At 69.5% G+C, this 15,669-nt stretch carries 12 protein-coding genes; 1 reads left to right on the top strand and 11 read right to left on the bottom strand.

Annotated elements, in window-relative coordinates; translation table 11 throughout:
- From AB0B86_RS22900 to AB0B86_RS22850, 11 genes are all read right to left on the bottom strand, one after another.
- On the bottom strand, positions 1 to 491 hold a 491-nt coding region (locus AB0B86_RS22900; RefSeq protein ID WP_357419794.1), incomplete at its 3' end, for a putative T7SS-secreted protein.
- 779 nt (positions 492 to 1,270) lie between these two features.
- The gene (locus AB0B86_RS22895) at positions 1,271 to 2,248 is read right to left on the bottom strand and encodes a hypothetical protein (protein WP_357413515.1); all 978 of its coding nucleotides are present in this window, start codon (positions 2,246 to 2,248) and stop codon (positions 1,271 to 1,273) included.
- Between the two features lie 32 nt (positions 2,249 to 2,280).
- Entirely contained in the window at positions 2,281 to 3,810 is a 1,530-nt protein-coding gene (locus AB0B86_RS22890; protein WP_357413513.1) for a chitobiase/beta-hexosaminidase C-terminal domain-containing protein, read from the bottom strand.
- An 8-nt stretch (positions 3,811 to 3,818) separates the two neighbouring features.
- On the bottom strand, positions 3,819 to 7,766 hold the full coding sequence (locus tag AB0B86_RS22885; RefSeq protein WP_357419793.1) for a ThuA domain-containing protein: 3,948 nt from the start codon (positions 7,764 to 7,766) through the stop codon (positions 3,819 to 3,821).
- Between the two features lie 23 nt (positions 7,767 to 7,789).
- Positions 7,790 to 8,794, bottom strand: a complete 1,005-nt coding sequence (locus AB0B86_RS22880) for a multicopper oxidase domain-containing protein (protein WP_357413509.1) — start codon at positions 8,792 to 8,794, stop codon at positions 7,790 to 7,792.
- A gap of 350 nt (positions 8,795 to 9,144) precedes the next feature.
- On the bottom strand, positions 9,145 to 9,972 hold the full coding sequence (locus tag AB0B86_RS22875; protein WP_357413507.1) for an amino acid ABC transporter ATP-binding protein: 828 nt from the start codon (positions 9,970 to 9,972) through the stop codon (positions 9,145 to 9,147).
- A gap of 4 nt (positions 9,973 to 9,976) precedes the next feature.
- A complete protein-coding gene (locus AB0B86_RS22870) occupies positions 9,977 to 10,771 on the bottom strand; it encodes an amino acid ABC transporter permease (protein WP_357413506.1) in 795 nt (264 codons plus the stop codon).
- 76 nt (positions 10,772 to 10,847) lie between these two features.
- Positions 10,848 to 11,666, bottom strand: coding sequence for a basic amino acid ABC transporter substrate-binding protein (locus AB0B86_RS22865; protein ID WP_357413504.1), 819 nt, complete (start codon positions 11,664 to 11,666; stop codon positions 10,848 to 10,850).
- A gap of 173 nt (positions 11,667 to 11,839) precedes the next feature.
- Positions 11,840 to 12,517, bottom strand: a complete 678-nt coding sequence (locus AB0B86_RS22860; RefSeq protein WP_357413502.1) for a hypothetical protein — start codon at positions 12,515 to 12,517, stop codon at positions 11,840 to 11,842.
- Positions 12,518 to 12,928: 411 nt separating this feature from the next.
- Positions 12,929 to 13,450, bottom strand: a complete 522-nt coding sequence (locus tag AB0B86_RS22855) for a hypothetical protein (RefSeq protein WP_357419792.1) — start codon at positions 13,448 to 13,450, stop codon at positions 12,929 to 12,931.
- A gap of 245 nt (positions 13,451 to 13,695) precedes the next feature.
- Positions 13,696 to 14,553 (bottom strand): helix-turn-helix transcriptional regulator, encoded by an 858-nt coding sequence (locus AB0B86_RS22850; RefSeq protein ID WP_357419791.1) that lies wholly within the window; start codon positions 14,551 to 14,553, stop codon positions 13,696 to 13,698.
- 101 nt (positions 14,554 to 14,654) lie between these two features.
- On the opposite strand from AB0B86_RS22850, the gene AB0B86_RS22845 reads away from it, so the two are divergent.
- Positions 14,655 to 15,641 carry an aldo/keto reductase gene (locus AB0B86_RS22845; protein ID WP_357419790.1) on the top strand — a complete coding sequence of 329 codons (987 nt, stop codon included), beginning with the start codon at positions 14,655 to 14,657 and terminating at the stop codon, positions 15,639 to 15,641.
- The last annotated feature ends 28 nt before the right edge of the window (positions 15,642 to 15,669 follow it).

Raw genomic sequence — 15,669 nt, 5'->3', positions numbered from 1 at the left:
CAGTCCCGCTGCGCCTGCGACAACGCCGCACCCGCCGCCCCCGCATCCGACCGATACGTGTCCGGCTCCGCGGAAGCAGCCTGCTCCGGCGGCCGGTCGGCGACCTCCCGCTCATGCCGCTCATCCGCCTGCTTCGCCCGATCCGAGCGCCCCCGCGCGGCCTGTAGGGCCGCCCACAACCCCGGCGCACGCTGCGCCACCGGACGCATCCGATCCTGCAACGACGACAACGAACCCGCGAACGCCACCAACCCCGCCGACACCCGACCAAACGCATCACCCGTCACCCGCAAATGCCCCGGCATCTGGGCATTCAGCCCCTCCCGGAACAGATCCGCCTCCGGACCCACGAACTGACTCGTATCCAAACCCGTGATCTGTGCCGCCGCCTGCGTCGCCGCCGAACCAAAACCAGACCACCGCCGCGCCGACGACCGAATCGCCGACGGATCACCATCCATCCTGAACAAATGCCCCGGAAACTCAGCCATCGCGCCGGACCTCCCCCGTGCCCACGCCAACAAGCCGCACGACGCATCGAACATAGACGCAGGACGAAGTCCTATGTCTGATGGAGTCCTAGATCTTCCTAAGAAGGCCACATCAGACGATGGTGAACGGGCGGAACAATCCGGACCTGCCGAAGTCGAGCGGATGCCCGGGACTCCGGGGGTTGACCCGCGCGCTGTCCGGCTAGTGGCGCTGGTCGTACGCGTCGCCCTGGCCGGTCGGTAGGGGCGACGATGCTGCCCGCCTCGACGGCACCACCCTCGCGCAACGACCTACTTGCGCACCAGGCTCAGGAATTCGCTGGCCGCCGGGGCAGACGGCAACCCGGATCAGGGGGCCGCATGTCCGGCGGTGCCTGTGGAGCTGATGTCGTAAACGAATCGGGCGAGAGCCCGCGAGGTGGTCGGTCGCCGTCGTGTGGCGGTGGGGGCGTCGACGCGGAGCCGCCGACGCCGGGTCGGTCCGATGTCGCAGCCGATTCAGCTCCACAGCAGCCCCACACCACCTCGGCCAGCGCGACTCCGGCCGGGTGACTGGACTGCGGGTACGCCCACCGCGGCGACGAGTGCGCCCTTGTGGGTGACCGTGTCGACGGTGATGTGCTTCGCGGGAGACGCCGCCCCGTGCCGCGCCCGCGGGGGTGCCAGGTGTGGCGGCGCGCAGCGCCACCCTGAGCCGCAACGCCATCCTCCGCGAACTGCACTACCGACGGCGGTGGCCGGCCACCCCAACGGTGACCGGCCACCGCCGCGTCGATCGGTCAGAGCCGGGCCGCGCCGGCCGCGGTGGCCTCCTGCACCGCCGAGGTACGGCGGACCTCGGCCCGCTGGTCGCCGGCGTCCTCCCGGACCGGAGCGGCCAGCCGCGCGGCCCGGTTGGTGGTCGCCGCCGCCTGATCGCCGGTCACGCCGCCACGGATCCGGTTGTTCGCGGCCACCTGGGCGGCCGGGTCGTTGCCCGTCACCGTCAACTGGCCGTTGATGATGTTGTCGTCCACGGTGACCCCACCTGTGGTGTTGGTGATGCTGACGTCCGCGCCCCAGTAACCACCGGAGGCGCAACTGTCGAGCCCACCGTTCGGGCCGACCTGCACCCCACCCAGGTTGCCGGCGAAGGTGGCCTTGCCGCGCACCGCGCTGCCGCACACCACGCTGCCGGTGGCGCTGTTGAGCACCGACAGGGTGCCGTCGACGAACGAGTCGTGCAGGTCGGTGTAGTAGGTGCCGGTGCTGCTGAGGTTGCGTAGCACCTGGGTGCCCCGGTCGAGCCGGACCTCGCCGGCGCCGACGGTGACGCTCCCGGCGATCGTCGACTCCTCCACGAACAGGAAACTGTCGATCGTCGCGGTGCCCTTCGGCCGCACCGTCACGTTGCCGCTGCTGGCGTCCTTGAAGAAGACGCCGTAGCCACCGGCGGCCAGCACCACCTGACCGTCGATCGTCGTCTCGGTGGCGTCGAGGTAGCCGTCCGCGGCGACGCGTACCTCACCGCTGACCCGGCCACCGGCAACCACCAGGTTGGCGCCGGCCGCGACTGTGACGTTGCCGGTGATCGTGGTGCCGGTGAGGGCGCAGGACTCGCCGGCCGGCACGAGCAGGTCGTTGGGCACGGTCACCGCGCCGCCGGTGCCGATGCAGTGGGTGACCAGGTCGGCGTGGGCGGTGGGCGCCACGGTCAGCACCGAGGCGGCGATGACGGCGGTCACGGTGGCCAGCTTGGCGACGGTACGTCCGGGCATCGTGGTACTCCCTGTCGAGAAGGTTCGAGGACTCATGCGCCGACGTCCGATCGGGCCGCGGCCCGGACGATGGCGCCCTGCTGCCGCCGGTCGAGCGTGCCGCCGGTCACCAACGCGAGGGTGACCGCCTCGACGTGCCGGACGAAGACGGCGTGGTCGGGGTAGTCGGCGTGTTCGTCGATCAGATCGTTGATGGTGCAGCCGTCGCCGGTGTCGACGTTGCGAACACCTGTGTCGTCACCGTCGATCACCACCGTCGCCCGGGTGTCGGACTCGGGGCAGGCGTCGGTGCCGTCGGCCACCACTGTGAACGTGGTGGCCTGCTCGGCCGCCGAGTTTCCCGCGGTGTCGGTCGCCCGGAAGCGCACTGTGTGCGCTCCGGTGGCGCGAACGGTGACCGGAGCGGAGTACGCGGTCCAGGCCCCGGCGTCGAGCGCGTACTCGATCGACGCCACACCCGAGCCGTCATCGGTGGCGGTGACGGTGACCGTCGCGCCGCCGACGTACGCGCCGTCGTCGTTCCGGTCACCCGCCACCGTGGCGGCGACAGTGGGTGGGGTGGTGTCCTCGGCCTGCGGCTCGACGACTGTGAAGTGGGCCATCTGCTCGGCCGAGGTGTTCCCGGCGACGTCGGTGGCCCGGTAGTGCAGCATGTGCATGCCCACAGTGGTCACGGCGATCGGGTTCGTGTACGCGGCGAAGGCTGCCCCGTCCAGCGCGTACTCGATGGTGGCGACCCCGGATCCGGCGTCGGTGGCGGTCAGCGTGGCGGTGGCCGTACCGACGAAGTTGCCGTCACCGTCGCGGTCGCCGGCCAGCACGGCAGTGACCTCCGGCGCGGTGGTGTCCTGCTCCCCCGGCTCGACGATCCGGAACGACACCGACCCGACCGCGCTGGTGTTGCCGGCCTGGTCGGTGGCCCGGAACTGCACCGAGTGGTCGCCGACCGCGGTCACCCGCACCGGCTCGGTGTACGGCTCGAAGCCGGTGTCGTCGACCTGGTACTCGACGCTCTGCACGCCGGAGTCGGCGTCGGTGGCGGTCACTGTCACAGTGGCCGCACCGAGGTAGTTGCCGTCGCCGTCACGGTCGCCCGAGACGGCGGCGTCGACCGTCGGCGCTGTGGTGTCGCCGCCCCCTCCCCCGTCGGTGACCACCAGTTCGCCGACCATCTGGCTGTGGCCCGGGATCGAGCAGAAGTAGCGGTACCGGCCCGGGGTCAGGTTGACGCTCACCTGGTGCCGGCCGTCGGTGGCGTCGAACGGGTTGGCCAGGATGTTGATCGTGACGTCGTGGTTGTAGCCCTCGCTGCTGGTGTCGAAGGTGAGCGTGTGCGGCATCCCGGTGGTGTTGCCGGTGGCCGCGCTGTTCTCCCAGATGATCGTGGCGGCGCCGGCCACCGCCTGGGTGGGGGCGGACTTGTAGCGGGTGGTGTTGTCGTCCGCGGTCCAGGTCAACACCTGGTCCGCGGCGACGCGTGGGGCGGCGGAGGCGGGCGTCGCGGCCAACGGGATCACCGTGAGCAGCAGCGCCGACAGCGCGGCCGTGAGTCGTCGGGTCATCGTTTCTCCTAGAGTTCCCGCACGCGGATGTTGCGGAACTCGGCCAGGTCGTTGTCACCGTGGTTCTGCAGACCGATGAAGCCACGCAGGAACTGCCGCAGGTCGGTCGGCGGATCGCCGGCACGGGAGGACTGCTTGCCCGGCGTGTTGTCGAACTCGTTGATCACCACGCCGTTGCGAATCATCGTGTAGTGCTGGCCGACCACGCGGATCTCGTAGTCGTTCCACTCGTTCTTCGGGGTGATGCGGGCCTGGGCGAGCGGCACCGGGTCGAAGTTGTAGACCGAGCCGGTCTTCTGCGGCTCACCGGTGTCACCGTCGTAGATCTGGATCTCGTGTCCGCAGTAGATCGCCATCCAGGCCGTCGAGGTCCGGGCCGACCCGACGGTGCCGCAACTGTCCGGCGGGCGCTGCTCAAGGGGGGTTCGCAGGTCCGGGAACCGGATGAAGACGCCCGTGTTGGCCCGCCCGGTACCGGGGGCGATGTCCTTGAACTGGAGCCGCAGCGAGAAGTCGCCAAGTTCCTTGGTGTGCCAGAGCATGCCCAGCCCGCCGCTCGAACGCAGTGCACCGTCCGACTGGATGCTGAAGGATCCCGTGGGTGCCTGTTGCCAGCCGAGCAGTGACTCGGCGGTGCCGTCGAAGAGCGGCTCGTACCCGGTGTGGCCGGTGCGCCCGATCTCGGACGCGGCGGCCAGCCGGGTCAGGGTGCCGCTCTCACGGGCGTTGAGCAGACCGTCGTCCTGGAGCGCGCGGGTCACCCCGGTCACGTGCCGGACGAAGCTGTCGTGGTCGGCCCAGGCGCTCTCGTCGTCGATCAGGTCGTTGACAGTGCAGCCCTGCCCGACAGTGCGGCTGGGCACCCCGGTGTCCGTGTCGCCGAGCCACACGTTCGGCCGGTCGTCCGGCACCGCGCAGCCCACAGTGACAGTCGTCTGCACCGTCGCCTTCTCACCGTCGGCGTACGTGACTGTGAGTTTCGCGGTGTAGGTGCCGACCTTGGCGTACGTGTGCCGGGGGTTCGCCTCGGTCGACGTGGCGCCGTCGCCGAACTCCCACCGGTGGCCGACGCCGCCGGAACGCGCGCCGTCGAAGGCGATGGTCAGTGGCTTGTTCTGTACCGCCACGGAGTTCGCCGCGGGTGCCGGGGTGGGCGCACCGCCGGTGTAGGTGATCCGGATGAGCTTCTGGTTGGGGTGCAGGCTGAAGAACCCGCCGCCGTAGTCGAGCAGGTAGAGCGCGCCGTCCGGACCGAACTTGGCGTCCATCCAGCTCTGCAGCCGGGTGTCGCCGTTACCGCTGGGGATGATGGCGCGCAGCGTCTCGGCGTAGACCGGCGGGGTCGCCGTCGGCACCCCGGCCGGGTCGACGGTGACCGCGACCCGGTTGGCGGCGTTCGACTGGTCGCCGATGAACCACTTCTCGTCCCAGTACGCCGGCCACGCCACCGTGCTGTTCGGGTCGACCCGGTCGCGGTGGTAGGTGGGGCCGGACATGATGGCCTGCCCGCCGCCGCGCAGGTACGGCTGCGTGTAGGTGGCGTCGGCCGCGACGTAGGTGGGCAGGCCGCTGCCGTCGGTGCGCTTGGGGAAGACCGGGCCGCCGCCGTCCGGCGAATACCAGATCATGTTGTCCCGGGCCGCCGGGATGTCCACCAGCCCGGTGTTGCGCGGGGACTCGTTCTTCAGGTTGGCGCAGTCGTACCAGCCGGTGAGCACGCTCGCGTCGGTGCTGCTGCGATCCCGGTACGGCTGCCGGTTGCCCATGCAGTACGGCCAGCCCTGGTTACCGGCCGAGGTGATGATGGTGGCCGTCTCGTACTTGGCCGGGCCGAGAGTGGGGCTGGGCGAGGCGGCGTCCGGGCCGACCCAGCCGGCGGTCAGCCACTGGTGCTCCGGGTCGACCTGGAGTCGGGCGATGTTGCGCACGCCCATCACGTAGATCTCCGGACGGGTCTTCTCGGTGCCCGGCGGGAAGAGGTTCCCCTCGGGAATGGTGTACGTGCCGTCCGCCTCCGGGTGGATCCGGATGATCTTGCCGGCGAGGTCGTTCGTGTTACCCGAGGTACGGCGGGCGTCCTGGAAGGAGATGCCCTGGTACTCCTGGGTCCAGTTGTTGCCGGAGTAGCCCTGCGACCCCTCGGAGGAGTTGTTGTCGCCGGAGCCGACGTAGAGGTTGCCCTTGGCGTCGAACGCCATGCCGCCACCGGCGTGGCAGCAGCTGTGGATCTGCACCGGGAACTTCAGCAGGTCCTTGCGGGTGGCCTGGTCGATGGTCTGCGCCTCGCGGTCGTAGGTGAACCGGGAGACGGTGCGCTGCCCGACCCGCTGCACCCGGTCGATCGACTCGTGCGGCATCCAGTAGACGTAGAGCCAGCCGTTGTCGGCGAACTTCGGGTCGGGCACGATGCCGAGCAGGCCCTCCTCGTTCTTCACCAACTCGGAGCCGCTGCCCCGGTTGCCCATCACCTCCAGGGTGGTGAGCAGCTTCACCTGCTTCGTCCGGGGGTCCCAGGAGTGGATGGTGCCGCAGCCCTTACCGACGTTCGGGTCGTTCCAGTCCGCGATCGGGCCGGTCGGGCAGGCCGCCTTGCCGACGTAGAAGACAGTGCCGTCCGGGGCGATGGTCAGCCCGTGCGGTTCGCCGATCTGGTCGAGCTGACCGGTCTGGTTGGCCGCGGTGAGCCGCTCCACCTTGTAGTTCGCCGCGATCGTGGCCTGGCAGTCGCCGCGGACCCGACCGGTGGTCCAGTTGAGCGCCCCGACGAGGTGGGCGCGGAACGCCTCCTCACCGTAGCTGCCCTCGGTGTGGCCCATGCCGGTGTAGAACGATCGACCACCGTCGTAGTCCCGGCACCAGGACACCGGGTGGAAGGCGCCGTTGGCGGCCGGCCCCGGGTTGTAGTGCCGCTCCTCGACCTGGGCGAGCGTGTGCACGGTGCCGATCGGGTTCGGGTCCCAGTTCTCCCAACGGTCGGAGCGGGTGATGGTCAGCGGCAGCGACGCCGTGGCCGGATGTTTCCGGTCCAGGATGTCGACCACCGCGCGGTTCACCGCCGGCGGCTCGGGCGCGGTGGTGCTGCCCGTGAACAGGCGCAGGTCGGCGAGCTGGACCAGCGGCTCCCCGCTGTTCGCGGTGATGTTCAACCGGTAGCGGGTGAACTCCTGCGGTGTGGCGATGTCGAACCGGCGGGTCTGGAACCGGTCCGGGAAGCTCTGGCCGGTGCGCCGGTCCAGATCGGACCAGTTCTGCCCGTCGTTGGAGCCCTGCAGGGTCCAGTCCTTCGGGTCCCGGCCGGCGGAGTCGTTCGCCGACGTCAGCGCGTACCCGGTGATCCGCTTGGGGGCGGCCAGTTGGTAGGCCACCCACCCGGTCGGGGTGCGGACCAGCCACTTGGTGTTGGCGTCGCCGTCGGTCAGCTTCTCCTTGGTCTCGCTCGGCGGGTTCTCGCCGCTGGCGGTCACCGCGGCCACCGGCTCGGCCACCGGGATGGCGCCCGCCGGGCGGGTGCCGATCAGACCGGTGAACCAGGCCGAGTCGACCTGGGCGCGGGCGGCGTCGGCGATGCCGACGAAGCCGCCGCCGGCCTTCAGGTAGCTCTGCAGCGCCGACTCCTGGTCGCGGTTGAGCGCGGCGCCCGTCGCGGAGAGGAAGACCACGCTGCGGTACGCGGACAGCCCGGCAGTGGTGAAGGCGGCCGGATCCGTGGTGGCCGTGACATCGATGTCATGAGCGGCACCAAGCTGCTTGATGGTGTCCACCGCTCGGGAAACCGGGTCCTGCTGCTCGGCCACCGGACCGTGGAACACGAGGACCGCTGTCTGCTGCGCCGCCTGCGGGGCGGCTGCCGGCCGTGGCGCGGCCACCGCTCCCGGTGCGGCTGCCGCCGTCGACGCCGGGATCAGTGCCGCGAAGGCCGCCATCGCGGCCAGGACTCGTCGTGGTTGTCTGGTCATCCCCGTCCCCACTTTCGGTTGGGTCAGCTTCCGTGCGTGTGGGTGTGGCCCTGGAACCGGTGGATCGCCTCCTCGGCACCCGGCGGCATGCTGCCGTCGGCGTTGCGCACCAGGAAGATCCCGGCCATGCCGCCGTCGGAGTGCGTCTGCACGTGGCAGTGGTACATCCACGCCCCGGGTCCGACGCCCTCTCCGGCCAGCACCTGGAAGCCGAACGAGCTGCCCGGATTGAGGTCCTTGTTGTCGATGACCAGGCTCGGGTCGGCCGGCCCCTCAAGCATTCCGGTGCGGTTGTCCGCCCAGCGGTGGGCGTGCAGGTGGAAGGTGTGGAACAGGTTGCCGTGCCCGATGGCGATCCACTCCACCCGCTGGCCCAGGTTCGCCTCGAACATGGGCGTGTCCGGTGCCATCCGGTTGTTGATCAGCATGTCGTGGAACACCACTGTGAACTGCTTCTCCGGCAGGATGTCGCCGCGTCGGCGGACGACAAGCGCGCCGTACAGCCCCTTGGCCACTCCGGCGCTGCCGTGGTCGGTGCCCATGGCGTGGTCGTGGTAGTGCCAGTAGCCGGCGCTGCCCGGCAGGTACCGGCGACCCGACGCGGCCACCATCTCCCGCGAGCGCCAGACGTACGTACGCGTTTCGCCGGGGTTGTTGAACGAGGCGTTCAGCGGGCTGCCGTCGGAATCGGTGCTGTAGTCCACCCCGTGCGGATGGATGGAGAGCCGCTGACCTGTGGTGTTGACCAGGGTGATCTCCAGGGTGTCACCCTCGTACATCTCCAGCAGCGGACCCGGCACGGTGGCCTGGCCGGGCGCCAGGCCGTAGCCGAACAGGCCGTCGGGCAATTGCTCGGCGTAGATGGTGACCTTCTTCGTGACGCCGGCGGCAGCCTGTGCGGGGCTACCTCCGAACGTGCTGCCGATCGCGGGGGCGGCGGCCCCCAGCGCACCGGCGGCCAGCGCACCGGTGGCGATCAGGGATCTGCGGGACAGGTGACGATGGGAGCCAAGGCCGTGATCGTCCATGGGTCTCCGTTCCCGACCGGGCGAAGACGCGACGAGGGCAGGGTGCAATGACCGCCGAGCACGGGGCGGCAGCACGACTGAGGTGAGGCTCGTCGCGGACTTTGCTCGGAAGACTCAGAGCTTTCGGTGGATGTCTGAAACTTATGTAGTCCATCGACGAAAGTCCAGGTCTGATTGCAAAAAGATTACCTTGACATCACGACGGCGTTCGATTGACATGATCCTGACACACAGTCCGTCGGCCGGCTCGACCAGGAATCCTGGCGGGCTCACCGGTGGTGGGCGCAGCAACGACGCCGGGCTGACTCAGTGCTGAGGCAGCCCGGCGGACAGCCGTACGGAAGGGATCGTCAGAGCTGGTGGTCGTCGGCCGGCCGGCTCGGCGGCTGCGGCGGCTGGTCGGGCTGACCGAGCTGCGCGACCCGGGTCGGGTCGAGGACCCGGGAGAGGAACGCGCGGGTCCGTTCGTGCTTCGGGTCGCCGAGCACCTCCTGCGGCGGCCCCTGCTCGACCACCACACCGCCGTCCATGAACACGACCCGGTCGGCCACGTCGCGGGCGAATGCCATCTCGTGGGTGACCACCATCATCGTCATGCCGTCCTCGGCCAGCTTGCGCATGACGGTGAGCACGTCACCGACCAACTCCGGGTCGAGCGCCGAGGTCGGCTCGTCGAAGAGCATCAGCTTCGGCTCCATCGACAGTGACCGGGCGATCGCGGCCCGCTGCTGCTGCCCACCGGAGAGCTGCGCCGGAAAGGCGTCGGCCTTGTCGGTCAGCCCCACCCGGTCCAGGTTGGCCCGAGCGACGCGCTCCGCCTCGGCCCGGCCCCGGCGCAGCACCCGACGCTGGGCGATGGTGAGGTTGTTCAGCACGGTCAGGTGCGGAAACAGGTTGAACGACTGGAAGACCATGCCGATGCCACGGCGCACCGCGTCGATCTCAACGTCCGGGTCGGTCATCTCGACCCCGTTGACCCAGATCCTGCCGGCCGTCGGCTCCTCCAACAGGTCGACGCAGCGCAGCAGCGTCGACTTGCCGGACCCGGACGGCCCGATCACGCAGACCACCTCGCCCTGGCCGACCTCGAAGTCGATGCCCTTGAGCACTTCGAGGGGCCCGAAGGACTTGTGCAGGTCGCGGATCTCGACGGCCGGGCGGGGTGCAGTGCTCGTCATGGGGTCACCGGGCCTTGGCGTAGCGGAGTTCGAGACGGCGTACCAGCTGGGACAGCGGCAGGGTGATGATCAGGTAGGCGAGACCGGCCACCAGCAGCGGGGTGGCGTTCACCCGGTCGTTGAGCATGTCCCGACCGAACTTGGTGACCTCGATCGTCTGTGCCGTCACACCCAACACGTACGCCAGCGACGAGTCCTTGGTGAGCAGGATGAGTTCGTTCGTCAGCGGCGGTATCACGATCCGGAACGCCTGCGGGATGACGATCGTGCGCATGGCGGTGAAGTGCGACATGCCGAGGGTGCGAGCCGCCTCCATCTGCCCCTTCGGCACGGCCTGGATGCCGGCCCGGATGGTCTCCGCCATGTACGCCGCGGCGGTCAGGCCGAGGCCGATCGCGATGGAGCCGAACACCCCGCCCGGAATCTCCCGCTCCGGAAAGGCGATCGGGATTCCGTACCCCACGAGGAAGAGCACCAGCAGCGCGGGCAGCCCCCGGAACAGCTCGATGTAGGCCGTCGCCAGCCAGCGGTACGGGGCGACCCGGGAGAGCCGCATCAGCGCGAGGATGGTCCCGAACACAAGACCGAAGGCGAACGCGCCAAGCGTGTAGAGAACTGTGTTGCGCAGCGCGACGGTGATGATCGTCGGGAACATCGACTTGATGATGTCGACGCGGAAGAACGCGTCGGCCAACCTGTCCCAGTCCGCGGCGACGAACACCGCGGCGATGATGGCGATGAAGACCAGGTACTGCAGCCCGAGGGACAGCCGCTCCCGCTGGCGGCGTCGCAGCTTCACGTTCGCTCGTTGCCTTCCCGGAGGTTATCGACCCGCCTTGCGCGCGGGACGCGCGCCAGGCTGCTGGGAGCTGCGATCACGCGCTCGGCCGCTTGCCGATCCACTTCTCGTAGATCGTGTCGTAGGTGCCGTCCTGCTTGGCCTTGGCCAGCGCCTCGTTGATCTTCTTGAGCAGTTCCGGGTTGGCGTCCTTCTTCACCGAGAAGCCGTACTGCTCGCCGGTGTCGAACTCGGCGGCCACCTGGAAACCGCCCGGGTTCTTCTTGAGGTACTCACTCCAGACCGGCAGGTCGTTGATGGCGGCCTCGACCTGGCCGTTGGCGACCGCCTGCTGCTCGGCGGCGAGGTCCTCGAACTCGACGAGCTTGAGACCCTTCTCCGCCTCGAACTTCTTGGCGTAGTCCCGACCGGTGGTGGCCGCCTGGACGCCCACCTTCCTGCCCCTGAGGTCATCGAGCGACTTGTACGCCTTACCCGTCTTCACCAGCAACGCCTGGGTGGCGTCGAAGTACGGGTCGGAGAAGTTCATCACCTTCTGCCGCTCCGCAGTGATCGTCATGCCGGCGGCCGCCGCGTCGCACTTGCCGGTGTTCAGGTCCTGACCGGACTTGATCCCCTCGAACGGAGTATCGATGATCGTCTGCTGGACGCCCAGATCCTTGGCCACCAGATCCATGATCTCGACGTCGAAGCCGGTCACCGTGCCGCTGGCGTCCTTGGACTGGAACGGCGGATACGGCAGGTGGGTGCAGACGGTCAGCTTGCCCGCCTCAACCAGCTTGACCCCGCTCGCCTGGACCTCACTGTCGTCCTTCTTGGCACATCCCGCGGTGACGGCGAGGGCGGCGACCGCCACGACGAGTCCGGCCTGCCGGACAGCGTTCTGGAACCTCATGGCTGTGTCCCTCCGGTTCGGCTCACCGGTCACCGGAAGCCAGGTTGGTGCTGAGACTTGAGACAGGCGACGGTACCTGATTCAGGCCGCCGGTCCCAGACCGCACCGAGTCGGCAGACCGGTGGGCGACCATCGGCCGACGCAGAACCGGACAGTCGATCCGGAACAAGGCGTCAACCGCCGGTCCCCTCGGCCGCCCCGTCCGGGGTGAAGGCTGCCCCTTCCGGGTCTGTGCTGAGAAACACGTGCTGATGGCCGTGGCCGGCGTCGACGCTGACCTGGTCGAGCTGGGTCGCCGCGACCGACCAGCCCGTGACGGCCTCGGCCGCCTGTCGGGCGGTGACGGCCAACAGGGCGGCGCGCTGTGCCGCCGGGACGGTAGCGGCCAGCGCGTAGGTGTCGACGGCCAGGGCCGCCTGCTGAATTGCGCCCCGCAGCCCACCCCGCGCCACGTTCGTGGCGGTGGTCCCCGAGGGCGGGTCGGCGAACGGCTCGGCCGCCTGACGCAGGCTCTCCTGCCACCGCTTGGCCTGCTCCGGATCCGGCGCGCGCCCGGCCGACGTGTCCGCCTTGAGGGCGGTCAGGATGGGAGCGATCTGGTCGCTGACCCGGCGAGCCGTCTCCGTCAACTCCACGATCTGCTGGGCGTCCCGCTTCGCCTCGGCCTGTTTAAGGGACGCGATGGACGCCTCGGTGGCGTCCGGTCGACCCACCTGGTAGCCGATCAGCCCACCCACCAGGGCGGTGACCAGTGCGATCGCCCCGGCGACCGCCACAACGCGCGTGGTACGGCGACGACTCACGTCGGCCTTGTCCGACAGATAGGAAGGCCGGCCGGTGCGACGCGCCATCGCATCTCCTCACATCGATGGGCATGCGGGGCCAAAGGGTAGCTGTCCGGCTGGACGCCCGTCGAGTGCGAGTTGTCGCCCCCGACAACCTCGCCGAGCGGTCGGTCCGGCGGTCATCATCGCCGGCGCGTTGCCGGGCAGCGGCACCTTCCGCCGGTCCGCGAGCGTGCCCTAGCTAGTACTGCAAAGGCAGTGGACCGGCTGCATGCCCGTATCGGGTCTCGGTTTCGCCGTTCGGAGCTGCGGCGGCGGGCGCGTCAGCACCTGTCGCGGGGGTGCCGGTGGGGTGGGTGACGATGGACGAGGCCTACGGCAAGTCGAAGCCCAAAGGGTGTGGTTGGAACATCGGGATGCGGTTTCTGTGGTCGCGACCCGCCGCAACGACGACAGGCGAGTTGAGCGGATGCGAGATCAGGAGACGGACGTCCCGCGCTTCCAGCGCGCGAGAGATGCCCATTCACCAAAGCGCGGGAACGACTCCCAGTGGGTGGAGACGTTGACGCCGCTGCGGTCTTCCTTGGTGGTCTCTCTGGTGGCGTCGTTGCTGTTTAGCCGCTGAGCGACGCCGTCCTCGCCGAACTGGAACTTGTCCACTCGGGTAGCGCCGGAGAGGGTTGCCGCGCTCTCGTCGGGATAGTCCCACTGAGTGATGCCATGGAGAAACAGGTGATCATTGCTGCGACGAAAGGAATACCTCAGTGGTTGGCGGCCGTACTCATCGAAAAACCAGACACCGACGTGATTGTTGCCCCACGCAATCTCGATGACCGCATCAGGCGCAGCGGCGCCGGACGGGTCGCGCAAGGCAACGGTGTAGAACTCCCCTGCCGCGTCTCGGGCGGCAGCTTGCTGCGCCGACATGGGTTCGATCGGCTTGTGTCGCCGAAAGGACCACCGGCGGCTGTAGGTCACCGGACCTGTTGGCTCAGACACGCATCTCCCTTGGCCGGCGACGGATGCAGCTTACCGTTGCTGTCTCGGATCGTGATGCCAAGCAGGTCCGCTTCGTCCAGCACTGCCTGCGGGATGGGTTTTGTTCTGTGGTGGTACTCGGGGATGAATGAGTGGCTCAGTTCCTGTCCAGTGTGGTCGCCAATCTGGTCCCGAGGTGCGGTCACCGGGATGTCGCGCCACGGGGAGCCGGCCCGGATGCGTCGATATTCGTACCGGCGAAGGGGCTACCGACCGTCAGTCGTGACCGGCGCCGGGAACTCCTCGGTGCCGAGGACCCGTAGCAGCGACAGGCGCTCGCGGGCCTCGTCGTCGGCCGGCGTCAGCACCAGCAGCTGCTGGCCCAGATCCGGGGTGACCAGGGTTTCGCAGTCCATGGTGAGCCGGCCGACCCGCGGGTGCTCGAACGTCTTGCGGTCGCTGCGGCGTACCGCAACCTCGTGTTCCGCCCACAGCCGATCGAAGTCGGCGCTGGCGGTGCGGAGGGTCGCGATCAGGCCGGCGACCTCCGGGTCGCCTGCCCGTCGGCCAGCCACCGCGCGCAGATCGGCCACGTGCTGCCGGCCCAGCCGTTCGCGTTCCGGAACGGACGAGACGGGGTGCGTGTCCGGTTCGGTGAACCAGCGATAGATCAGGTAGCGGCGGTAGCCGGTGAAACCGGTGTGGTCACCGGCCAGCAGCATCGACGCCCGGTTCTGAGCCAGCACCACGCCCAGGTCGGAGATGACCATAGCCGGGGTGTCACCGAGCAGGTCCAGCATCCGCAGCAGACCGGCCCGGGCCAGCCGGGCGGTGTCGGCGCCCGGCTGCGGTTGGTGCCCGGCCAGGCGGAACAGGTGGTCCCGTTCGTCGTCGGACAGCCGCAGCGCACGGGCCAGCGCGACCAGCAGCTGCGTCGACGGCTGGCTGCTGCGGCCCTGCTCCAGGCGGACCACGTAGTCCACCGACATGCCGGCCAGCATCGCCACCTCCTCCCGGCGCAGACCGGTGGTGCGGCGGCGCGGCCCGTCGGCCAGGCCGACCTCGGCCGGGCGGATCGTCTCCCGGCGGCGGCGCAGGAAATCGGCCAGCTCGTCACGTTCCATGCGACCATGCTCCCTCGCCGGGTGGCCGGGAGACAGGGAGCGGCGCTCCCACGACAAGCGCTCCGCTCCCGGGTCCGGCGGATCCGGCGCAGGCTGGGGACATGCAGAAACGAACTCTTGGTGAGCACGGTCCGACCGTCTCCGCGCTGGGTCTGGGCGGAATGAGCATGTCCGGCTCGTACGGGCCGGCCGACCGCGGTGAGAGCATCGCCACCGTGCATGCCGCGCTGGAGGCCGGCGTCACGCTTATCGACACCGCCGACTTCTACGGCATGGGCCACAACGAGCTGCTGCTCGGCGAGGCGCTGCGCGGCCGGGACCGGGACAGCTATCAACTCAGTGTCAAATTCGGTCAGCTGGTCGGGCCCGGCATGCGGTTCTCCGGCGCCGACGGTCGGCCCGAGGCGGTCAAGAACTTCCTGTCGTACACGCTGACCCGCCTCGGGGTCGACCACATCGACATCTACCGCCCGGCCCGGGTCGACCCGCAGGTGCCGGTCGAGGACACCATCGGCGCGATCAAGGAGCTGATCGAGGCGGGGTACGTCCGGTATGCCGGGCTGTCCGAGGTCGGGGCTGCCACGATCCGCCGGGCCCATGCCGTGCACCCGATCGCTGACCTGCAGATCGAGTACTCGCTGCTGTCACGGGCGATCGAGGCCGAGGTGCTGCCGACGCTGCGTGAGCTGGGCATCGGGCTGACCGCGTACGGCGTGCTCAGCCGGGGCCTGCTCAGCGGGCACTGGGCGCCCGGCCGCGACGGCGACCACCGCAACCACAGCCCACGCTTCTCCGAGGAGAACACCGCGCACAACCTGACCCTGGTGGACTCCCTGCGCCGGGTCGCCGACGCCAAGGGCTGCACGGTCGCCCAGTTGGCGATCGCCTGGGTCGCCGCGCAGGACGAGCGCATCGTCCCGCTCATCGGCGCCCGCACCCGGGAGCGGCTGGCCGAGGCACTTCCGGCGATCGGCCTGGAGCTGACCGGCGACGACCTGGCCGAGATCGAGAAGGCGGTGCCGGCCGGGTCAGCCCGTGGAGACCGATACCCGACGGCGTTCATGGCCGCCCTCGAGGTCGGCAACTGAACCACGCACGGGCCTGAGGGACGTGAAG

Source organism: Micromonospora sp. NPDC049047 (assembly GCF_040649135.1).
GTDB lineage: Bacteria > Actinomycetota > Actinomycetes > Mycobacteriales > Micromonosporaceae > Micromonospora.
This window is presented reverse-complemented; position numbering and strand designations above follow the sequence as displayed.